Origin of the sequence: Massilia frigida, from assembly GCF_011682175.1 — a bacterium.
In the GTDB taxonomy this organism is placed as follows: domain Bacteria; phylum Pseudomonadota; class Gammaproteobacteria; order Burkholderiales; family Burkholderiaceae_D; genus Telluria_A; species Telluria_A frigida.
This window is the reverse complement of sequence record NZ_WHJG01000022.1, coordinates 71,056-93,463: the sequence shown is the minus strand read 5'-3', so window position 1 is coordinate 93,463 and position 22,408 is coordinate 71,056. Positions and strand designations below refer to the sequence as shown.

At 62.4% G+C, this 22,408-nt stretch carries 18 protein-coding genes; 8 read left to right on the top strand and 10 right to left on the bottom strand.

Annotated elements, in window-relative coordinates:
* Positions 1-726: a hypothetical protein gene (locus F2P44_RS20150; RefSeq protein WP_167088834.1), complete on the top strand. Its 726-nt coding sequence runs from the start codon at positions 1-3 to the stop codon at positions 724-726.
* An 83-nt stretch (positions 727-809) separates the two neighbouring features.
* Here F2P44_RS20150 and F2P44_RS20145 read toward each other — a convergent pair whose 3' ends face one another.
* The 6 genes from F2P44_RS20145 to F2P44_RS20120 form a co-directional block, all read right to left on the bottom strand.
* A complete protein-coding gene (locus F2P44_RS20145) occupies positions 810-1,190 on the bottom strand; it encodes a hypothetical protein (protein WP_167088833.1) in 381 nt (126 codons plus the stop codon).
* The gene (locus tag F2P44_RS20140; RefSeq protein WP_167088832.1) at positions 1,187-2,827 is read right to left on the bottom strand and encodes a DUF4150 domain-containing protein; all 1,641 of its coding nucleotides are present in this window, start codon (positions 2,825-2,827) and stop codon (positions 1,187-1,189) included. The genes F2P44_RS20145 and F2P44_RS20140 overlap by 4 nt, the downstream gene beginning before the upstream one ends.
* A gap of 32 nt (positions 2,828-2,859) precedes the next feature.
* On the bottom strand, positions 2,860-4,017 hold the full coding sequence (locus F2P44_RS20135; protein WP_167088831.1) for a DUF2169 family type VI secretion system accessory protein: 1,158 nt from the start codon (positions 4,015-4,017) through the stop codon (positions 2,860-2,862).
* Positions 4,014-6,311 (bottom strand): type VI secretion system Vgr family protein, encoded by a 2,298-nt coding sequence (locus F2P44_RS20130; RefSeq protein WP_167088830.1) that lies wholly within the window; start codon positions 6,309-6,311, stop codon positions 4,014-4,016. The genes F2P44_RS20135 and F2P44_RS20130 overlap by 4 nt, the downstream gene beginning before the upstream one ends.
* 217 nt (positions 6,312-6,528) lie before the next feature.
* On the bottom strand, positions 6,529-7,029 hold the full coding sequence (locus tag F2P44_RS20125) for a hypothetical protein (RefSeq protein ID WP_167088829.1): 501 nt from the start codon (positions 7,027-7,029) through the stop codon (positions 6,529-6,531).
* Between the two features lie 350 nt (positions 7,030-7,379).
* Complete coding sequence (locus tag F2P44_RS20120; RefSeq protein ID WP_167088828.1) at positions 7,380-7,901, bottom strand: Rhs element Vgr protein; 522 nt, start codon at positions 7,899-7,901, stop codon at positions 7,380-7,382.
* Positions 7,902-8,080: 179 nt separating this feature from the next.
* Between F2P44_RS20120 and F2P44_RS20115 the strand changes: the two genes are divergently transcribed.
* Positions 8,081-9,043, top strand: a complete 963-nt coding sequence (locus F2P44_RS20115; protein WP_167088827.1) for a YxiH-YxzG fusion protein — start codon at positions 8,081-8,083, stop codon at positions 9,041-9,043.
* 224 nt (positions 9,044-9,267) lie between these two features.
* On the opposite strand, the gene eda is transcribed toward F2P44_RS20115, so the two are convergent.
* Positions 9,268-9,891: a bifunctional 4-hydroxy-2-oxoglutarate aldolase/2-dehydro-3-deoxy-phosphogluconate aldolase gene (gene eda, locus F2P44_RS20110; RefSeq protein ID WP_167088826.1), complete on the bottom strand. Its 624-nt coding sequence runs from the start codon at positions 9,889-9,891 to the stop codon at positions 9,268-9,270.
* Positions 9,888-11,804, bottom strand: a complete 1,917-nt coding sequence (edd, locus tag F2P44_RS20105; protein ID WP_167088825.1) for a phosphogluconate dehydratase — start codon at positions 11,802-11,804, stop codon at positions 9,888-9,890. Before edd ends, eda begins: the two co-directional genes overlap by 4 nt.
* Positions 11,805-12,079: 275 nt before the next feature.
* Here edd and pgi point away from each other — a divergent pair, with 275 nt between their 5' ends.
* Positions 12,080-13,723, top strand: coding sequence for a glucose-6-phosphate isomerase (gene pgi, locus F2P44_RS20100; protein ID WP_167088824.1), 1,644 nt, complete (start codon positions 12,080-12,082; stop codon positions 13,721-13,723).
* Positions 13,723-14,619, top strand: coding sequence for an SMP-30/gluconolactonase/LRE family protein (locus F2P44_RS20095; RefSeq protein WP_229423643.1), 897 nt, complete (start codon positions 13,723-13,725; stop codon positions 14,617-14,619). Before pgi ends, F2P44_RS20095 begins: the two co-directional genes overlap by 1 nt.
* Before the next feature lie 164 nt (positions 14,620-14,783).
* Here F2P44_RS20095 and F2P44_RS20090 read toward each other — a convergent pair whose 3' ends face one another.
* On the bottom strand, positions 14,784-15,527 hold the full coding sequence (locus tag F2P44_RS20090) for a hypothetical protein (protein ID WP_167088823.1): 744 nt from the start codon (positions 15,525-15,527) through the stop codon (positions 14,784-14,786).
* A 192-nt stretch (positions 15,528-15,719) separates the two neighbouring features.
* On the opposite strand from F2P44_RS20090, the gene F2P44_RS20085 reads away from it, so the two are divergent.
* Positions 15,720-17,276 carry an ATPase domain-containing protein gene (locus tag F2P44_RS20085; protein WP_167088822.1) on the top strand — a complete coding sequence of 519 codons (1,557 nt, stop codon included), beginning with the start codon at positions 15,720-15,722 and terminating at the stop codon, positions 17,274-17,276.
* Positions 17,273-18,496, top strand: coding sequence for a sensor histidine kinase (locus F2P44_RS20080; RefSeq protein WP_167088821.1), 1,224 nt, complete (start codon positions 17,273-17,275; stop codon positions 18,494-18,496). Before F2P44_RS20085 ends, F2P44_RS20080 begins: the two co-directional genes overlap by 4 nt.
* A gap of 30 nt (positions 18,497-18,526) precedes the next feature.
* Here the strand turns inward: F2P44_RS20080 and F2P44_RS20075 are convergent, their stop codons facing one another.
* Positions 18,527-19,558: a hypothetical protein gene (locus F2P44_RS20075; protein ID WP_167088820.1), complete on the bottom strand. Its 1,032-nt coding sequence runs from the start codon at positions 19,556-19,558 to the stop codon at positions 18,527-18,529.
* Between the two features lie 376 nt (positions 19,559-19,934).
* Between F2P44_RS20075 and zwf the strand changes: the two genes are divergently transcribed.
* Both zwf and F2P44_RS20065 read left to right on the top strand, forming a co-directional pair.
* Positions 19,935-21,401: a glucose-6-phosphate dehydrogenase gene (gene zwf / locus F2P44_RS20070; RefSeq protein WP_167088819.1), complete on the top strand. Its 1,467-nt coding sequence runs from the start codon at positions 19,935-19,937 to the stop codon at positions 21,399-21,401.
* Between the two features lie 106 nt (positions 21,402-21,507).
* On the top strand, positions 21,508-22,362 hold the full coding sequence (locus F2P44_RS20065; RefSeq protein ID WP_167088818.1) for an SIS domain-containing protein: 855 nt from the start codon (positions 21,508-21,510) through the stop codon (positions 22,360-22,362).
* Positions 22,363-22,408: the final 46 nt, after the last annotated feature.

Here is a 22,408-nt window from a genome sequence, read left to right as displayed (position 1 = left end):
ATGAAATTCACCTTACTGATTGCCATGATGCTCGCGGCCGGCACCGCTCCCGCCCAGGAGGCCGACGCCGTCAAGGAAGTTGACACGGTGCAGGTCAACGCGCTGCGCGATCCCGACTTCAAGACCTACCGGGCGTTTGTTGCCGGGCTGGACGCGTTCGACAGCAAGCACGCGCTGGCGCCAGCCTCGGCCCTGCGCTTTCTGCTGCGCCCGAGCGCAGCGGACGCCAGCATCGAGGGCGTGACGATCCGGATTGCCGGCAACGAGACCAGCATCGGGGTGCCGCTGGCGGCCGATGGGACGTTTGCGATGCCGCGCAATCAGGCGGCGCTGGACGAGGACGCCGAAATCATCCTCAACCGCAAGAAAGGCAGCTTCCGCTGGCGCCCGGACGTGCACACGCCCGAGGTGCCGGCCAACGCGCGCCGCCTGGGGGATATACGGCTGGAATGCGAAGTGCGCTGGGCGGTGGACCGCCAGGACCTCCCGTTCGTCAAGCGGACGCTGATTACGACGCTAGGCGGCCCCTGCAGTAACGCGCGCGTGCACGTGATCCAGCTGGCGCCGCGCGCGCTTGCGGGCTATCGCATGGTGGCGGGAGAACGCACCGTGACTGCGCCGGCCGGGGCTGTTGGCCCGGACGGAATGACGTACGTGGTACCGCTGCACGATGCGAGCTGGCCGGACGATGCGCTGGTGGAGTTTGAGTTTGCGGGGCAGAAGTGATTTCTGGTGCAGTTGTGCTGGCGCATGAGGAGGTCGACCTGACAGCCTCTCGTGTACGCCATCAATAAACATCCAAACCGCATTTACTCCTCAAACTCTACATACGCATGCCTCACACCGTCGATGACAATTTCCTCATAAACTTCGCGAGGAGATCCGGAAATGGTTAAGCTGAACTCAGCCAGAACTTTTTCGAATTCCGGTGTCAACAGTCGCTCACGAACTGCATATTTTAGGGGCAATTCGGAGAAAGGTACCGGCAAATTAACGGTGCCCGCTAATACACGTTCACACAGCGGCATCACCCATTTCCAAACCTCGTGCTCATCATTATTTGGATCAATATGATTCCGCATATAATCTAACAACACCATTGTTTCACGCCTGAGTCGTTGCTCATCGACCTCTGCATAAAAATAGGTATCCTTCAATAGCTTTACAAGTCTTCTCTTCGTTACACTCATGGCACTTTTCCAATCACAATAGGAGCGGTAAAATTGCCGCGATTAGTGATAAGCGTTTGAATACCGCCTCCAGGTTGGCGATATCCATTTTGCGTAGTCGGGGCAATAACTGCTTCAAATACAGTTGCCGGCTTTTTTGCGACAACCTCCACAATATCAAATCGCAGAGTTTGTTGACTCTCCAATGGAATACCAATCCGGTCAGCTATTTGATCATAACTCATATTTTTTAACTTGGATATTTCGTCTTTAGTGGCGAAAAATGCAGAATACTCTCCAGGCATTTTCCCATCAGGGACAATTTTATATAAAACATCTCCGGGCATCAAATCGATTGCTTTTGGCAACGTAGAGCCACTTTCGATCAACTCCTGTGCAAGACGTGCTGATGTAGGAAGATCAATGCCTTGAGAAGTGTATGAATTTATCAAAGCGCGCCCTTCAGGCGTCATAATTGCACCGTCAGTGATTCCAAGCGTCTTGTACCCGTTTGGACCGCTAAATCCGTTGGGTGGCGGACGCGCTCTCTTGGGAGCATGTGAAATATAGATGCCGCCGCGAGCTGCAGGAGCACCTGTCGCAGCTGGCGTGATTACTCCTGTGGCAGCAGAAGCACTAGCGGTTGTAGCGGCTGCCGCCGCATCCTTGGCTTTAGCCACATCCAACAGCTTTTTCGTTTTCGCAGCACGTCCAGCTTTCAGCAAGCCAAACCCGAACGTGATGACCTCGAATCCACCCCGCGATATCGATTCAACGTACTGCCCCTTCGTCCATGGATTGGTCACAGGCCGGGCTATGGCTTGTGCAAGCTTTCCTGCATCTTGCGCGATACTCGTCGTATTGACATTGCCAAGACTAATTTCTTCGAGAAAAATCTGCTCATCAAGCGCCGCAAGCAGCTGACCATCCACCGTACCAAATCGGCGCACCAGCTTGGGGACACCCTTCATCCCTTCGTAGAAAAGTTCGCTTAAGCCAAAGGCAAGGTCCTTCGCACCGCCGAGCAAACCGCGTCCGAGCTGCGCATCCCAATCACTGACCGTTCCCGGTGTCCCCTGGATCTTGCCGATCCAGCCATCCAACACAGAATTGGTCCTGTCAAAATCGACGAACTCGTCGAACGCATCGAAATCCAGGCGTCCTGCAATCACCTTCTCCCGGAGTGCTTTGAGCGCCAACAATTTCTTGCTGATACGCACCACAGCGCCGGCCGGCGCGGCGGTGCCCTTCGCCGGTGGCGACGCCACAGTTTTGGCCATTGTCACAACCTGCCCGCGCGCACCGCCCATGCCCGCGCTGTCGCAATTGATACGGCAACCGCTGTCGTGACGCGCGACGGCAATCCCGTTGACCTTGACGTTGGAATGCCCCTCCAGGATCTGCACATAGCCTGTGGACAGCGAGGTGCCGGACACAATGTGCGCGCCCGCATTCGCGTGCGTTTTCCTGAAGAGATCGCCGACGCGGTAGACCGGCGTTCCCCGCGCTTTCACATCCGGCGACGCCGCGTACTTGTAATCGAGCTGTGCGAAGCTGTTGAACGCCACCACGCACTTGCCGACCTGGCACAAATCAGGCTCCGTGGCGACGACCAGCCAGCCGTCAGCATGCGCGATATGTCGGACCTGACCCATCATCCACCCCGCTCAATGGTTGCACTACCGGCTCGTCACCCACGTTCCCGATTCGGGATACGGGTGGAAGCAATCGCAATGTCCACCACCGGATCGTGGTAGTCGAAGTGGGTCCGCCACACAATCGACACCTGGCGCCGGTCCAGGTCGAAACGCAGGGTGTCGAGCAGCGGCACGCTGACCACATCGCTCCCACCGGCCAGCCTGGCCACGACAATGAGCATCCACCCAGGCAGCGCCATGTCGGTTCGTTCCGCCAGCAGGCCGGTCATCGTCACGATTTCGTCGCCGCGCAGATGCGGGGTCGCCACCAGGTCGGCCGGGGCATTCTGAAAATAGCGTGCGTCGAAATTCTCCGGCAGCAGCGGATAGCGGGTGGCACGCCAGCGCGCGTCGTAGTCCCCCTGATAATTCACCCGGGGTGTACACCAGCGTGCAATCGCCCCCAAGCCCTGGGGCGCCAGATGCTGGAATGGATGCGTGACCGGATCAAGCGCAGCTTCGATTTGCGGAGCATCCAGTACCTTCTGGCCGGCCACCCAGCGCGCGACGAAGGCGCGCCCCGACCGCCCGAGATGCCGGTAATCGGCGGGCTTTGGCAACCAGCCGATTCCCGCCGGATTGGCGCAATGCCTGATCGTGTCGGGTCCACCATCGCCGGTGAATTCAGCGCCCACGTCAATGCAGCCGCCATACGCCAACCGGTAATCGAGACAGACAGATTCCACAGGCGACGCCGGCCCGACGCGCCAGCCAAACACCCGCTTGCGAAACTGGCGCGGCCCATGCAGGCGTACCAATTTCTTGAGATGACCAACGCGTAGTCCCGCGATCCACTGCGTACGCGGGACCCCGCCGGGCGCCAGTGCGCGGCCGCTGACGAGGATATCCGTGCCGGGTTTATACGGCACTAAATCACCATCTTCCTGGATCACCGCGCGCAGCGGATCGGCCGATGCCGGTCCGCTGTACACATCACCGGCAACGATGGGATCTTGGTCCGCAGCGAGAGTCACGCGCTCGCCGTGCGCGGCAAAGTCGAAGGTGGCGCGCACCACCAGAACATCGAGACGTTCGCCTTCGGGACCGGACTGCTGAAACCAGAAATGCGGTACGCCCGTATGGTTATGGATGGTGGCGCATGTCCCCGCGTCGCTGGCGGGCCTCTCCTCCTCGGAGACGGCCGCCATCATGTGGCTTTCTCCCCATCGTCTCCCGGCGGGCTTGCGGCGCCGCCCGAATTGAGAAGCACATCCCCCGGCCCGTCAACATGGACCTTGCCGCTCGCCTTGATATGAATGTCCTTGCTTTCAAGGTAAATCGCATCCGGCGTCATGACGAATTTCGAACCACCGCACACCAGCTCTATCCTGTCACCTGCGGACACGGAGACGACCTTGCCGACCTTGGTCGTCTGGCTCCTGCCGACCACCGTCGCCATGATCATGCCGACATTCAGGTTGTAGGCCATGCCCACCGTATCGATCCGGCCCATGCCGACGTTCTGCATCGACGCCATGCCGATCGTCTCGGTCTTCATCCGCGCGACATTGATCGACCAGTTTTTACCGATCTTGTCCTTCTCGTTTTTGGCAACCGTCTTGCTGCGGTTCACGCCAACGCTAACCGTTTCATTCTTGCCGACGGTCTCGCTGCGGTTGCCGCCGATGGAGATCGATTCGTCGATGCCGACGACTTCGCTGCGGTTCTCTCCAATGCTGATACGCTCGTCACGGTCGACGCGTTCCGTGCGGTTGTTGTGCACCGTGATCGCTTCGTCCCGGTCGACGGTTTCGGTCCGGTCGCGTTTGATGCGGCTGGTTTCGTCACGGTCGACCGTCTTGCGCCGGTCGTTGCCGACCCACTTGTCTTCGTCGTGTTCGACTTCAGTCAGCTGATCCTTCTCCGCATGCAGCCATAACTGCTCCTGCCCCTTCTTGTCCTCGAAGCGCAAGGCATTCGCGTTGTCGTAGCTGCCGCCCGGCGTCGAGCGTGACAGGATGCCGCTCTGGGTTTTATTCGCCGGCAGCGCCCATGGCGGCAGGGTATTCGCATTCGGCACCATGCCCGTGATGATCGGCCGGTCCGGATTTCCATCCATGAACTGCACCAGCACTTCCGTCCCGACGCGCGGGATCGACACCATCCCGAAGTTTTCACCCGCCCAGGGCGTCGCGACCCGAATCCAGGCCGAACTCTTTTCGTCACTGGCACCGGCACGGTCCCAATGAAACTGGACGCGTACCCGGCCATACATATCGGTATGAATTTCTTCGCCGGCGGGGCCGACGACAGTGGCCGTCTGAATGCCGTGAATTTTCGTCTCGCTGCTGTTATGGCTGCGGGGAGCGCGCCAGGGGACGATTTTTCGTACGCAGAGCAGTTCATTGTCGTAATGGGACGGCGCCGTCGAACTCACATGGTAGTTATTGCTCGCGCTGTGAATCGCCTCGACGATGAGGAATTCCCTGGCCTGCTCGTCATGCTCCATCGCCCCGCGGTCGACATGACCGGTAAGACGAAACCAGCGGCCCGGCATGACATGGCGGCTGTTGCCAGCGCCCTTGAAGCTCTTGCCAGCCGCTTCCAGCGCTTCCATGCGGGTTTGTGCCACCGACCGCGCATCGCCACCATCCTTGAATCCAAACGCGCCCGTGTATTCGTAAGACTCGACATGCAGCACCTCGCCTTGCCGATGACAGGTCGGCAAGGAAGTCAGCGCAGGCTGCGGCGACTTGAAGTCGTACGATGCCAGCGCGATACTGCCCGCCGTGACTTGGCGCCCCGGCGACCATTCGCCGATGCCGTCCTCCTCCACTGCGCCGCCATGACGCTGGAAGGCAATCTCCGGATCGCCGTCAATTGGAGGAGCCGCACTCGAATCATCCGATAACACGAGCGTATGGCCAGTGGCGTTGTGTTCGAACCAATAAAAAATGCCGGCGGTGGCCCAGCGCCGCTCCAGGAAATTGCTGTCGGTCTCGTCGAACTGGCAGCAATCCGTCATCATGCCGCTCGCCCCCTGCACCCGCCATTCCCAATCGGCCAGGTTGGCGTAATCCCCGAAGATGCTCCGCGCCTGCTCATACAGGGTGGTGTAATGAAACAGATAGTTATCCTTGCGCAGGCTCAGATACTTGAACCACGGCGCCAGCCGCGCTTCGTAAAACGACACGCCGCCATCGACGCGTTTCAGCGAAAAACCGAATACCCTTCCGGAAAAATGACGCAGGCTGCCATCCTTGCGCACCAGCTCGATGCACATGAGCTTTCCCTGGACTGCTTTCAGCGCAATGCCTGGATCGTCCGACAACAGTTCGACGATAAACTCGAACGGCCGGGACAATCCTTCCGACGCATGAAGCTGATTCACGAGCAATTGCGCAACGGGGCCGTCATCGTGGGGAAAGGACAAGCGCAACAGGCGGTCGTGCTGGCGCTCGCCCACTAGGTCTTGCAAGCATTCAGAATAGGAAATCGTCTCCATGTCCCAGTCCACTGTTGTCGGTTTAAGATATTTCCGCTTGGAATCTTTAAACGACAGTAGAGGAACGAAAGCAAGGCTGGATTGAGCGAACGCAGAGATGGCACGAAGCAGCGCGACATCGCGGAGATGGTGTTGCAAGTAAAGCGAAATTTCTTATGATTAAGGCTTAGCCTGTGCGGGGACAACACCTTCGCCGGCGACACCCCGTTTCGGAGTCCTAGCCGGCGCAGCCAGGCCGGTTCTTGCCGTCCCCTGTCACGCTATTGAGCGTGCCAAGCTGCACCCCGCCATCCGCCTTGCCGCTCAGGCAAAACCGGGCCCGGTAAGCGCGTGGCGCGGTGGCCAGCGTGGGCGGCTTGATATCGATCAGCACTTCGTAGACCTTGCCCGGCTGCAGCGGCAAGGCTGACGTTTTCGGCAAGACCGGCAAGCGCCCCGCATACGGTATGCACAGGCGAAACGTCACAAGAAACGCCCGCTCCGGCGGAATCGCCATCGCCCACATCAGCGTACGCCCGCCCGCCGTCACATCGGTCACGCCGATCGAGCGGAATTCGGGCGAGCCGAACAGGCGCTCATCCTTCTGGAAGACCGTAAAACACGGCAAGCCCCCGCTGCCTTGCCGGACATCGAGTTCGCCAATGTGGGGGGCGGCGCATGCGCCCGCGCTGGACGTGAGCGCGACCAAACAACACAGGATTTGCAGGCTGGGCCGCATGAAACACCCCCGGAAATGATGTCGTAAATAAACATCAAGAGTAGAGGGCTGGCTCCGCACAGTGTTGACTCAGCACATACGGTAACGCTGCGTGGGACTTGACGCAGCGTCGAGGTATTTATCTTACAAGCCGCAAGGCGCGCCGGGACATCGGCCAGCGTGCGCTGCTGGCCCAGCTCATAGCGGCAACGCAAGCCGACGCGCAACGCGCCACCACACCGGATAGCCCAGCTGGTACTGCCATCCCTACACCATCTCACACAGGAACGAATGCCGCCATGCTGGCCGGGCAGATGCCGGCTGCGCTGCCCTCCCGATGAACGCACGGTGAAGTTCCCCAAGATTTGGGACTAGGCCTTGCGTCTTGCCAGTCGCTTCAGATGCAGCATGCAGCGGCCACAATCGCGTGGCAGATTCGCCACGCTGGCCGGATCAGCGAGAAAGCCAGCCAGTACCTCTTCATACAGTGGCAGGCTGTCTGCGTAGCGCTGCTGGCGCATCGATACCGGTGAACTCAGGTACCTGAGTGCGAAATAATCGGCCAGCAGATCGCCCTGGGCCTCCATGTTGAAGTCCGCCAGTGTCTTGCCCGGTGCCAGATCGTAGGCGTACGACAGCCCGATGCGCACCGCGCCCCGCAGGCGCACCGCGTATCCCAATTGATGCTGCCATACATGCGCCATCTCATGAAGGAACCAATGCCGGTTACTGACGGATGCCTGGGCGTAGTCGTCGAGAAAGCAGGACGCATGAAAGTACAGGTGACCGTTCGGCGTCATCGCGCAGTTACTCGGCTGGAAGGGCATGTAGCGCCGGCCGTGGATGCGCACGCGCCGGTAGTCGATGGCATCCCGGAACAGCAGGGACGCCATCCTGATTTCGCCTGCGGTGAGCGTTCGGTAACGGCGCGACCCCGGGTGCTGAGAAAGCATTGTGTCCATTGTTGGTTTTGCGGATACTGAGCTACTATGAAAGGTTGAACGCTACTCCTGCTTCCCCCGGACAACCGGATGCGCTTATCCGGAAGCCGGATTCTCCCCCGTCCCAATACATGAAAAAAGTCCTTCTCCCGACCCTCTCGTACACACTGAAGGAAGCGATTGGCAAACATACCTTTATCACATTCAACGTAGGGCCGGGCGGTGAGGTGTACGTCCTTCTCGCCCTCGACACGCTGGACTACCGTACAAAGGATAACGCATTCGCATCCTTCGCGAAAACCGTTCCGGATTCGCCGCAGCGTTACCGTGTCCTGGTCTTTCGCAAAGGCGAACTCGAACTCGATCTTGCCATTCACGGAGAGCGATTCAACATTCACACTATCCAGCCACTGGGAAACGACCTCCTTCTAGCGTGTTCGCGCTCGGAGTATAGACGGGAAGACGATGTCGACCTGAATGCGCGCGTCTATTCGCGAGACGGCACCTTCCTTAGAGCGTTTCTACTCGGCGATGGTCTTGAAACCATCCAAACGACCAGGCATGGCGACATCTGGGCTTCCTACTTCGACGAAGGAGTTTTAGGAAACTACGGATGGCCCGATCCGGTGGGCGCTGCCGGTTTGGTCGCCTGGAATGAACTGGGTGAAAAAGTGTACGAGTACGACCCTGTCGGGCCAGTAGACCGGATCATCGATTGCTATGCGCTGAACGTGGCGAGCGCCGAGGACGTATGGTGCTGCTACTATACGAACTTCCCGCTCGTCCATGTCCACAAGAAGCGCATCGCCTCGACCTGGAACGTCCCCGTCGCGGGCAGCAATGCATTCGCCATCGCCGCTGCACACGTTCTATTTGCCGGTGGCTACGACAAACGCGACTCGTTCACGCTTGTTCGTCTTGACCCGGATGGCACGTCAACGCTGATAGGCGAATTCGAACTGACCGGCGACGACGGCGTCGCCGTGAAGCCTCTCCGAACGATTGGGAGAGGGGCCGTACTCTACGTTTTAGACGACGCAGTTCTCTACGAAATCGATCTGAAACGCGTGCTCCCAAGGCGGGGCCACGGCTGATTCATTAGTGGAGAGCCGGCTCCGGGCCAGCCGCTGATACTTGATTATCGGTGTGCAAAGCGACAGAACCCTACCATCTCGTGCATGAACCAGTGACGCGCGTGCACTTGAACCTGCGCGTAATCGATGGCATCGCCGAACAGGGCCGACGCCATGCCGATCTCCCCGGGCGTCATGCGACGCCCGGGTTTGCCGCGCCAGCACGCTAGCACGGCAGCGCCGCCTTAACGCAGTGCGGAAGCGGCCCTGGCCAGCTCGGTGATCCGAGCCCAGTCGCCGGCCAGGATCGCATCTTTCGGCGTGAGCCACGAACCGCCCACGCAGGCCACGTTCTTACATGCCAAGAACTGCGGCGCGGTCTCGATCGAGATGCCGCCGGTCGGGCAGAACGTCACGTCCGGCAGCGGACCGCCGATGGCATTGAGCATGCCCACGCCGCCGGCCGGCACCGCCGGGAACAGCTTGAGCTGGCGGAAGCCCGCTTCGCGCGCGGCCATCACTTCCGACGGCGTCATCACGCCCGGCAGCAGCGGCAAGCCGCTCTTGCGCGCCGCGTCGATCAATGCCGGCGTCAGGCCCGGCGAGACGCCGAACACCGCGCCCGCATCGCGTGCGGCGGCAAATTCATCGGCCTGCGTCAGCGTGCCGACGCCGACGATGGCGCCTTCCACCTGCGCCATCGCGCGGATCGCGCCCAGGCCGTGCGCGGTGCGCAGGGTCACTTCGAGCACGCGGATGCCGCCCGCAACGAGCGCCTTTGCCAGCGGCACCGCGTGTTCTGGATCGTCGATGGCGATCACGGGAATCACGCTCGCCGAGCGCATGATGTCGAGTAGGGTCATGGTCATTTTGGGTTCTTGATCAAAAAGTCTTCGTCGGAGCCGGGCACGGTGTCGCCAATGTCGGCGGTGTCGTGCAGCGACACGGTGGTGGGAATCGGCGATGGCAGCGGGAAGGTGGTGGCACCCTTCTCCGCTTCGCTGATCGCATTGCGGAACATCGTAAACAATTCGCGGCCCATGCCGATATGGCTGGACGACAGGTCGGCCGTGGCTTGCGAGCGCGCGGCCCACACGGCAGCCGGCACCAGCGCTTCCAGGGTGCCGGTGGTGGCGTCGAGGCGGATGATGTCGCCGTCGCGCACCAGGCCCAGCGGGCCGCCCGCCAGGATCTCCGGCGACACGTGAATCGCCGCCGGCACCTTGCCCGACGCGCCAGACATGCGTCCGTCGGTCACCAGCGCCACGTGGCGCCCGGCATCTTGCAGATTGGCCAGCGCCGGCGTGAGCGCGTGCAGTTCCGGCATGCCGTTGGCGCGCGGCCCCTGGAAGCGCAGCACGGCCACGAAATCGCGATCGAGCTTGCCCGCTGTGTAGGCGTGCATGAAGTCTTCCTGCGAATTGAAGGTCAGCGCCGGTGCCTCGACGATGCGGTGTTCTTCCTTGACTGCCGAGATTTTCATCACCGCGCGGCCCAGGTTACCGGCCACCAGGATCATGCCGCCGTCGTGCGCGAATGGCGCCGAGGCAGGGCGCAGCACGCTGTCGTCGCCGGTGAGGGCAGGAAGCTCCTTCCAGATCGCCTTCTCGCCATCGAGGAACGGTTCGGCGCAATGCGCGCGCAAGCCCTTGCCCAGGATGGTGGTCACGTCGTCGTGCAAGAGGCCCGCGTCGAGCAGTTCGCGGATCACGAAACCGGGGCCGCCGGCGGCCTGGAAGTGGTTCACGTCGGCGTCGCCGTTCGGGTAGATCCGGGTGAGCATCGGGATGATCGCCGACAGTTCGTTGAAGTCGTTCCAGTCGATCACGATGCCGGCCGCCTTGGCGATGGCTACCAGGTGCAGGGTGTGGTTGGTCGAACCGCCAGTGGCCAGCAAGCCCACCACCGCGTTGACGATGCACTTTTCATCGACGATCTGGCCGACCGGCGTGTAGCTGCCGCCCTGCTGCGAAATGGCGACCGCGCGCTGCGCGGCGGCCCGCGTGAGGCCGTCGCGCAGCGCCGTGCCGGGGGTGATGAAGGCGGCGCCCGGCATGTGCAGGCCCATGATCTCCATCAGCATCTGGTTGCTGTTGGCGGTACCGTAAAAGGTGCAGGTGCCGGCGCCGTGATACGACTGCGACTCGCATTCGAGCAGCTCGTCGCGCGTGGCCTTGCCCTGCGCGTACAGCTGGCGGATGCGCGCCTTTTCCTTGTTCGACATCCCGGTCGTCATCGGCCCGGCCGGCACGAACACCGCCGGCAGGTGGCCGAAGTGCAGCGCGCCGATCAGCAGGCCCGGCACGATCTTGTCGCACACGCCCAGGTACACGGCCGAATCGAACATATTGTGCGACAGCGCGATGGCCGTCGCCATGGCGATGGCGTCGCGCGAAAACAGCGACAATTCCATGCCCGGCTGGCCTTGCGTGACGCCATCGCACATGGCGGGCACGCCGCCGGCGAACTGCGCCACCGCGCCAACCTCGCGCACCGCATCCTTGATCATGGCCGGGAAGTGCTCGAACGGCTGGTGCGCCGACAGCATGTCGTTGTACGCCGAGACAATCGCCACCGACGGCTTCTTCACTTGCTTGAGCATCAGCTTGTCGTTGGCGGGAAAGGCGGCAAAGCCGTGCGCCAGGTTGGTACACGACAGCGCGCCGCGCTGCGGACCGTCGACGCGCGCCGCGTCGAGGTGCGCCAGATACGCCGCGCGCGATGGCCGGCTGCGTTCGATGATGCGTTTGGTGACCGATTCAACTACGGGATGCAACGCCATGGTCGTTCCTTATGAATTTATTTCGTGAAATTTTACTACAAAATTGGCGCAAACCGTACATTCTGGTCGTCCGGCTTGCTTAATTCAATCGTCAATTGCCCATCCACAGCCGATAAAGCGACCCGGCAACATCGGTCATGCGGCCTCGCCACCGCTCGTGGCCGCCAACTTTATGTAGTGAATTTACGTGAATTTCTGTATTATTGGATAATCTTCTTCGATGCGCTGGCCGCGCGGCCGGCACCCGATCTTAACCAACCGAACAGCGAGTACCAATGCGCCAGCCTGCCCTTACCTCCACCGCCAGCTTCCAGGCCCTCGAAACGCACGCGATCGAAGCCGAAGACTGGGAATTGCGCGGCCTGTTCGCCGCCGACCCGCAACGCTTCCCCAAACTGACCGTCGATGCGGCGGGTTTGTTCCTAGACTATTCAAAAAACCGGCTTGACGGGCGCACGCTTGAACTGCTGGTCGAGCTGGCGCGGGAACGCGGCGTCGAAAGCCAGCGCGACGCCATGTTCTCCGGCGAACGCATCAACCTGACCGAACGGCGCGCCGTGCTGCACACCGCCCTGCGCGCCCCGCGTGGCACGCCGCTGGTGGTCGACGGCCAGGATGTCAACGCCGACGTCCACGTGGTGCTCGACCGGGTCCGCCTGTTCACCGACGCGGTGCGCGCCGGCACCTGGCTTGGCCACAGCGGCAAACCGATTACCGACATCGTCAACATCGGTATCGGCGGCTCCGACCTGGGGCCGAAGATGGTCTGCCTGGCGCTGCGTCAATACGCGCACCCGCGCCTGACCATGCACTTCGTCTCCAACGTCGACGGCCACGACATGGACGCCGCGCTGGGCAAGGTCGATCCCGAAACGACCTTGTTCATCATCGCCTCCAAGACCTTCACCACCACCGAAACGATGATGAACGCGCAAACCGCGCGCGCCTGGTTCCTGCAACATGCGCCGGAAGACGCGCTGGCGCGCCACTTCGTCGCCGTCTCCACCAACACGGAAGCGATCAAGGCCTTCGGCATCGACCCGGCCAATATGTTCCCGTTCTGGGACTGGGTCGGCGGACGCTATTCGGTATGGTCGGCAATCGGCCTGTCGGTGGCACTGTGCGTCGGTTTCGGCCACTTCAGCGATTTGCTGGCCGGCGCCCACGCGATGGACCAGCACTTCCAGCAGGCGCCCTTGGAGGCCAACATGCCGGTGCTGCTTGCGCTGGTGGGCTTCTGGAACCGCCAGTTCCTCGGTTGCAGCTCGGTGTCGATCGCGCCATATCACCAGGACCTGAACCGCTTCCCGGCCTACCTCCAGCAGCTCGACATGGAAAGCAACGGCAAGCGCGTGACCAAGGGCGGCCAGCCGGTCGACACGCCAACCTGTCCGGTGATCTGGGGCGATTGCGGCACCAACGGCCAGCACGCCTACTTCCAGCTGCTGCACCAGGGCAGCGACGTCACGCCGATCGACTTCATCGCCGCGCTGCGTCCCGCGCACGAACTGGAAAACCACCACGCCGCGCTGCTGGCCAACTGCTTCGCCCAGTCGGAAGCCTTCATGCGCGGTAAAACCATCGACGAAGTGCGCATCGATTTGCAGTCGCAAGGACTGTCGCTGGCCGAAAGCGAAACGCTGGCGCCGCACAAGACCTTCCCCGGCAACCGTCCGAGCAATACGATCCTGATGGAGTACCTCAAGCCGTACACGCTGGGCGCCCTGATCGCGCTGTACGAACACAAGACCTTCGTGCAGGGCGTGATCTGGGACGTGAACAGTTTCGATCAGTGGGGCGTCGAACTGGGCAAGGTGCTGGCCAAGAAGATCGAGGCCGAACTGACGGGCGAACCGCAGCCCGAGCTGCACGACAGCTCCACCAATGGCCTGATCGCCATGGCCAAGGCGGCGGTGTAATGGACGCCGGCGCCTTTACCGTCGTCCACGACACGCCAATGCTGGTGGGCGAATGCCCGCTCTGGCATGCCGGCGAACAGACCTTGTACTGGGTCGACATCGGCGGCTTCACGGTGCACGCGCTGCACCCGGGGAGCGGCGCGCACCGTTCGTGGCGCTTGGCGAGCGAACCGGCGGCGCTGGCCATCGACGCCGGCGGCGGCCTGGTGGTCGCCACCCGCGCCGGCTTTGTGCACCTCGATACGGCCAGCAACGACGTCACCGACATCGCCGCCGCGCCGTACGACATGGCCACCACGCGCTTTAACGATGGCCGGGTCGACCCGGCCGGGCGCTTCTGGGTCGGCACCATCTACGAGCCGCGCGACCAGCAGGCGGCGCAGATGTTCTGCCTGGAGAAAGGCGTTGTCAGCCTCAAATGGTCGGGCGGAATGATGAATTCCAACGGACTCGGTTTCACGCCGGACGGGCACGCGATGTATCACGCCGACACCGCCGCCCACCGGATCGACCGCTATCGCTTCGATGCGGCCAGCGGCGAGGCCAAGGCGCGCGAAACCTTCCAGCTGTTTTCGCCCGATAAGAAGGCGGCCGATTACGGCGGCCGGCCCGATGGCGCGGCAGTCGACAGCGAAGGCGCGTACTGGTGCGCGATGTTCGAGGGCGCGCGGCTGCTGCGCTTTGCGGCGTCGGGTGAGCTGCTGCGCGAAGTGAAGCTGCCGGTCAAATGCCCGACCATGATTGCGTTTGGCGGCGAGGATCTGCGCACCCTGTATGTGACCAGCGCCAGCCACGGACGGCCGGAAGCGGAGCACGAGAGCTATCCGTTGAATGGACACGTGCTGTCGCTGCGAGTGGATGTAGCGGGGCGCGAGGAATACGCGTACCGGCCCTGAGCCCCATCCTTCCCGCGCAGGCGGGAACCCAAGTTTCTCGGCGCTCGCAACTACAGCACGAACTTGGGGGGAACGCATGCGTTCCCGCCTGCGCGGGGAGTCGTTTCTGCCAATGGCAGGAACGACGGTGGTTATGCGGACGACGGCACCGGGGACTACCGCCGCTACAACTTCGGCGTCATCGTATACAAATTCTTGAACTCATTCTCCGTCCCCGGCCCCTTCTCTTTCCCCTGCATCTCGCGCTTGAGCACCACCAGCCGGTTGTTCACCACCCCGAACGTGAACTCTTCCTTCGTGGTCTTCTCATACGACATGAACACCATGAACTTGGCCTTGATCGTGTGATTCGTCACCGCCGCCAGCGGCACCCCGTCCGGCCCGAGCCAGAAGCGCGCCTCGATGGTGTTGTCCTTGATGCTGACGTTCTGGTTCACCTCTTCCTGCGGCGTCATCACCACCTCCAGCAGCCTGGCCGGCTTGCCCTGGTACGTATCGGCGCGCTCCGACTTGAACTGGCTGATCGCCAGCGCCTGCAGCAAGCGCGGCGCGTAATTGACCGCCACCGCCAGCCGCGGCGCCGAACTCGACGCCACCAGCTGCGTCAGCGCCTGCTTGCGCTTGGCCCCCTTCGCCACGCTCGACTCGTCCGCCGCGCGCTTGAGCAAGCCGCGGTCCCAGCGAATCTCCAGCCCGGCCGGATCGTCCACCACCTGCGCCGCCGCCATCGCCGTCTCCGGCCCCTTGAGCGGCTTGGCGTCGAATTCCGTGTGCGTTTCGCGCGCCTCATACGCCGCGCGCAGCGTGCCCTGACCCTGCAACAGTGCGAGCGCTGCCTTCATGTCGTCGAGCCCGCTCGCGCATGCCGGTCCGACACAAAAAACCGCCGCAATTACCAAATATTTCATATCCATCCTATTGAGTTAGTCACTGCCAGGGCGATCGATGCGCTTCTGAATGTCATCGATTCCGCTGAGTAATATACCTGCGAACAACGGTGCACGGCAAAATGCCGCGTGCGGCGGAACGATTCAATGCCCGGTGATAAACTAGCGTGCAATTAAGAATGCACAAAACACACTGAAGGAAGCCAATTGAACATGCTGGTCAAAACAGGCATCGCCGGACTGGACGAAGTCCTGCTTGGAGGCATCCCGCGCGGGAACAACCTGATCGTGGAAGGTGCGCCCGGCACCGGCAAGACCACGCTCGGCCTCGGCTTCATTTACGCCGGCGCTGCACTGCACGACGAGCCGGGCGCGATCGTGTCGTTCGAGCTCGATGCGGCCAAGCTGCTGCGCGATGCCGCCGGCTTCAATTGGGACTTGCAAGGGCTGATCGACGCCGGCAAGATCAAGGTGATCCAGACCAGTCCCGCGGTGCTGCTCAGCGAGTTCCGCAACGCCGACGGCGCCTTTGCCGACGCCCTCAAATCGATGGGCGCCAAGCGCCTGCTGATCGACGGCCTGACCCCGATGCGCCTGTACGCCGAGGTGCACGACAAACCCTTCCGCGAAGACGTGCACCTGCTGATCGAAGGCCTGGCGCGCATGGGCGTGACCACCATGGTCACGGCTGAACGCGACGAGAGCTTGGGCTCGGTGCCGTCGCACGAGCGCTTCGTGTTCGACACCATCGTCTCGCTCACGCGCGAAGAGCAGCGCCGCCGCGTGCACCGGCGCCTGACGGTGCTCAAGTCGCGCGGCCAGGACTTCATCGCCGGCAGCCACACCATGCGCATCGAAGGCGGGCGTGGGGTGCACATCTACCGCCGCGCGCAGTCGCGCCCAATCAGTTCGAACGACCAGCCAACCTCCGACCAGCGTGTTTCGACCGGCTCCAAGGCCATCGACGACATGATGGACGGCGGCCTGTACGCCGGCTCGGTCACCATGGTCAGCGGCATTTCCGGCACCGGCAAGACGGTGTTGAGCGTGCAGTTCCTCACCGCGGCCATCGGCACCGGCCACAAGACGCTGCTGGTGAGCCTGGACGAACACCCGCGCCAGTTGATCCGCAACGCCGCCACGCTCGGTTTCGACCTGGCCGCCCTGATGGACAGCGGCGACCTGTTCATCCACTACGAGTCGCCGCTCGAACTCGAACTCGATATCCACTTCGACCGCATCATCAAGCTGGTCGAGGAAAAAGGCATCGACTGCGTGGTGTTCGATTCCTGCGCGGTGTACGAAATGACCAGCCCTTCCGAGGTGGCCGACTACCTGTACGCGCTGGCCACCTTCTTCAAGAACCGGCTGGCGACCATCCTCTTCAATTACGAGAGTCCCGAGCTGCTGGGCATTTCGCAGATCAGCGAAGAACTCAAGGGCTCGCACCTGGTCGACAACATCATCCTGCTCAACTACGTCGAAATCTCCACCGTGCTGCGGCGCGCGATCGCCGTGCCCAAGGTGCGCGGCAGCTGCAATCGCCAGATCACGCGCGAATACGTGATCGCCGAAGGCGGCTTGCAGTTGCTCGACGAAGCAAGCGGCCATGCCGATCCGGCCGGCGTGGTGCCGCAACTGCCGTTCTCCTCGTATTACGGCCTGCTTTCGCGCTCGCCGTCGCGCCAGAGTCCTCTCATCGAGGACGCCGTGGCGCACGGAACGCGCTTGCCTGACTCGGTCGACCTGCCGACCGACAATCCGGCATGATCAACCTGGCCGTGGCCGGCGACGCCGGCATCGACTGGGACGAATGGGTCACGCCGCTGACCCAGTTTGCGCAGGCCAGCGGACTGACGGTGTCGCTGTACGATGTGCGCGGCTGGCGCCAGGTCGGCCCGCTGCTTGCCTCGTCCACCACGCGCGTACTGGGCACCTCGACCCTGTGGCGCGACGACGGCCCCGGCACGGCGCTGGAAAGGCGCATCGCCGCGCGCGTGTTTGCAGGCGACATCGCCGAGGATGGCAGTTTTCACGGCATGCGCGTATGCAGCCTGGCGCTGACCCAGTTCGGCCAGGTGTACGGCGTGCTGGTGTACGGCTGGCGCTTCAGCGATTTCAGTTCGCCCATGGCCTGCGAGCGCATCGGCGCGGCGGTGGGCGTGTCGGGCAATGCGCTGTGGAGCGAAGTGCGGCTTGAGTCACCGGTGTCGGAAGCGCGCCTGGCGACCTACGGCGCGCTGCTGCAAACGCTGGCCGGGTCGATCGACCGCCAGCGCGAAACCATCGAAGAACTCAATCGCGTCAACCGCGCGCGCGATCTGTTCCTGGCCACGGTGTCGCACGAAATGCGCACGCCGCTGTCGGCGCTGTCGATGCGCATCGAGGTACTGCTCAAGACCGTGCCGGACCTGCCGGCCAAGGTGGAAACCGGCCTGACGGCGATGCGCGTGCATATCGGCCAGGAAGCGGCCATGATCGATGACCTGATCGACGCGGCGCGCACGCTGACCGGGCAAATGTCGATTGCGCGCACGCCGGTGGTGCTGGGCCAGGTGCTGCGCGACGCGCTGTCGACGGTGGAAGGCAACGCCAGCGAAAAGGAGATTGTGCTCGCCGTGACGCCGCCCGATCATGGCGACCAGGTGCATCTGGAGGCCGATGGACGGCGTTTGCAGCAGGTGCTGTGGAACCTGCTGTTCAACGCGATCAAGTTCACGCCGCGCGGCGGCACCATCCGCGTCGATATCAGCCAGGGCGCCGAACAGGTGGAGATCGCCGTGGCCGATTCCGGCCAGGGGATCGCGGCGGACGATCTGCCGCATGTGTTCGGGGCCTTCAATTTGCAGCGCCACGCCAATGCCGCGGGACTGGGACTGGGTCTGTACATCGCGCGGCATCTGGTGGAACTGCATGGCGGCACCTTGTCGGTGGCCAGCGCGGGCAAGGACAAGGGAGCCACGTTTACGATTCGCCTGCCGGTGCGGTGACAGGGCCATCCCGGCAGTGCGCGATGCTCGTCACTTGCGCTGCGCGCAGGAAGCCGGCGTTTGGCCGAGCTCACTGAGCCAGGCGCACAGGGTGCCTCCGGCAAACGGATAGGCCGGATGCGGCGCCTGCGGATCGCCGCCCTCCTTCGGCATGGTGCTTTCCAGGAGCGGAGAACGCGTCGCCAGGTCCGGATCCGCGTCGGCAAAGGTGCCGCAGCGGTTCAACTCGTAGATCCAGGCATGCAGCATGTGGAATTGTGGCGTCCATTTGACGTCGGGGGCGACCGGCAAGCCTTTTGCGATGGCACTGGCCGGCAGGCACTCTTTCGGGCTCAGCCCCTGCCGGAACGTCAGTTTGCGCGCATCCAGGGTGGGATGTTCGTAGTTCAGCCCCGTGAAGCAAGCGCCGTTGTGATGGTGCCAGACATCCGTGTCGCCGGCAAATCCCTCACCAAAGGCGTGCAGGTTCGGCACGTAACTGTCTCCGGGCGGATATTTCCCCCCGTTGAGGCGGGTTGGCGATGGCCCGGAATAGTAGAAAACGGCCCACAGGCGGCCCCTGGCATCGTAATTGAGCCCTTCCGGCGCGCCAGGGTCGAACACGTAGCCCAGCGAGCCTTTTTCCGGACGCTGGACCCAATGCGTGCCGTGGCCGTGGAAGGACGGCGTCCACGGCACGAAACCGGCGCGGATGGCGGCGCCGATGTTGCGGTAAGCCTTCGTTGCCTGGTAGGCGGCGGCCAGCTGGCGGTCGAGTTCAGTGCTCTTCGCCCCGGCTTCGGCTGTCGCTATCGCGATATCCTTGCGGTCGAGGACATGATCGGCGTTGCGGTCGAAAAAGGCGATGTACTGGCCCGTCCTGACCTGCTGCCTGAGCAGGCGGATGTCGTTCCGCGTCACCGTTCCGTCGCCATCGAAATCGCTGGTGCTCAGCACGGGGGTGGCCTTGGTCGTCGGCGCGCAGAAGCCCGCGTGTGCGTGATCGTCCTGGGCCAGCGCGCTGCCGCCCGATGCGGCGAACAGGATGGCCAGGGCGGCCGTGAGTGGGTGGATCGATTGCATGATGAATCCTCCGAAAAGTCAGGCGACATGTCGACGATTCGATTCGGTAACATGTCCAATTGCACATACCTTGAAAAAGGCTGTGCGCCGGGCACGAGGCGGGGCGGTCGTGCGCTTGCCCGTTCCTCATCCGTTCCAAGCAAGGTTATCAGCGCAGCGATCCTTGACCTTGCGGCATCCACAGGTTTTCGAGAAGGCCCGCGCAATCGGCTTGCGCCAGGAATACGTAGTAAAATTTCTTGCGAACCATCTAAATATGTAGTAAATTTACACAACCAGCTTTGCTACCCTTTCTGCTTGTGCTCCCTTGCGTGCGCCAGCCATCGGCAACTAGCGGCATCATCATCCGGCCCCCTACTTTCAGCGATCACATACTATGGCTCTTACCGATTTTGACCTCGTTCTTTTTGGCGGCAGCGGCGATCTGTCGATGCGCAAGCTGCTCCCTGCGATGTACGCGCGCGATGTCGCCAAGGACCTGCCGCAGACCGCCCGCATCATCTGCGTCGGCCGCAACGACATCTCGCAAGAAGAATTCCTGCAAACCGTCGACAGCACCTCAAAGCCGCACGTCAAGAAGCTGGTCGAAGAAGGCTGGGCCAATTTCGTCAAGCGCATCGTCTACGTCTCGCTCAACGCCACCGACGCCTCCACTTACGGCGCGCTGGTCGACGCCCTGCGCAACGACGACAAGATCACCCGCGTCTATTACCTGGCCACGCCGCCGCACCTGTTCGCGCAAATTTGCGACAACCTCGCCAGCGCGGGTCTTGCCACCACCAACTCGCGCGTGGTCCTCGAAAAACCGCTCGGACGCGACCTGGAATCGGCCAAGCAGATCAACGCCGAAGTCGGCAAGGTCTTCGCCGAATCGCAGATCTACCGGATCGACCACTACCTCGGCAAAGAGACCGTCCAGAACCTGCTGGCCCTGCGCTTCGGGAACATCCTGTTCGAGCCGCTGTGGCGCCGCGAGTGGATTTCGGACGTGCAGATCACCATCGCCGAAAAAATCGGCGTGGGCAACCGCATGGGTTACTACGATACGTCCGGCGCCTTGCGCGACATGCTGCAAAATCACCTGTTGCAACTGCTCTGTATCGTCGCCATGGAACCGCCCACCTCGATCGCTCCGGACGCCGTGCGCGACGCCAAGCTGCAGGTGCTGCGCTCCCTCAAGCGCTTCACCCCGACCACGCTGGCGCAAAACATCGTGCGCGGCCAGTACCGCGCCGGTCATGTCGACGGCAAGGCCGTACCGAGCTACCGCGACGAACCGGACGCGCCGCAACAGTCGCGCACCGAAACCTTTGTCGCCATCAAGGCCGAAATCGATACCTGGCGCTGGGCCGGCGTGCCGTTTTATCTGCGCACCGGCAAGCGCATGGCCGACGGCCTGGCCGAAATCGTGGTGCGCTTCAAGCAGATCCCGCACTCGATCTTCAACCAGCCGACCAGCAGCTTCCAGCCAAATAGCCTGGTGATCCGCCTGCAACCGGACGAAGGCCTGTCGCTCAACCTGATGGCCAAGACCCCGGGCGACAGCATGCGCCTGAAACAGGCCGAACTCGAACTCGATTTCCGCGAGCAGTTCAAGACCCCGCGCATGGATGCCTACGAGCGCCTGCTGCTCGACGTGCTGCGCGGCCAACTGACCTTGTTCATGCGCGGCGACGAGCTGGAAGCGGCGTGGGAATGGGTCGAACCGATCCTCGACCACTGGGACCAGGAAGACAGCGTACCGATTCCATACAGCGCCGGCACCTGGGGCCCTGCCGCAGCCAGCGCCCTGATCGGACGCGATGGCTTGCAGTGGCGCGAAGAAGCGCTCCCCGAAGACTAACAAATGGAAGCGCAAGGAGTCTGGCCCTGCATGGCCAGACCGTTACGCAGGCGCGGTGCGATGCACCGCGAAACCCCTGCTTCACCCTTCCCCGAAGACTGAACCAGTGCTACTCGACTCCATCCGCACCCAGCTCGATTCCCTCTCGAAGTCCGAGAAAAAAGTCGCGCTGGCGGTGCTCGAACATCCGGCGGCCACGGTCAGCCAGAACATCACGGCGCTGGCCAAGAGCGCCCAGGTGTCCGAGCCAACCGTGGTGCGCTTTTGCCGCACCCTCGGCTACGACGGCTGGCACGAGTTCAAGCTCAAACTCGCCCAGGGCCTGGCCCTGGCCCTGCCCGGCGCCAACGAACAGCCAACCCAGGACGACCTGGCGGCGGACCTGGTCAACAAGATCTGCAGCCGTTCCATCAATACCCTGCTCGACCTGCGCAACAACCTCAATCCCGAAGCGATCCAGCGCGCGCTCGATATTTTGTCGCGCGCGAAAAAGATCGAGTTCTATGGCCAGGGCACGTCCGGCATCGTCGCCACCGACGCCCAGCACAAGTTCTTCCGCTCCGGCGTGCCGACCGTGGCCTACGCCGATCCGGCCATCCACAGCATCGCCGCCTCGCTGCTGCACGCGGGCGATGCCGTGGTGGCCATTTCCCAGCGCGGCAACAATTCGGCGCTGGTGCGTTCGGCCAAGCTGGCGCGCCGTGGCGGGGCCGACGTGATCGTGCTGGCGCCATCGGGCACCCCGCTGGCCGACATGGCCACGGTACTCATTCCGATCGACCTGGTGTTCAACATCGACCCGTACACGCCGATTTCGGCGCGCCTGGCCTATCTGGTGGTGATCGACGTGCTGGCGGTGGGCCTGGCCTTGCAGCGTGGGCCGGAGTTCCGCAAGAAGATGCAGAATGCGCAAAAGGCGTTGCAGGAATTCGACATGCAGTTTGATTCCTTTATCGGATAGACAAGTCTGTACATGGTTGTACAATAAGGTTCGATCTCCTTACCCG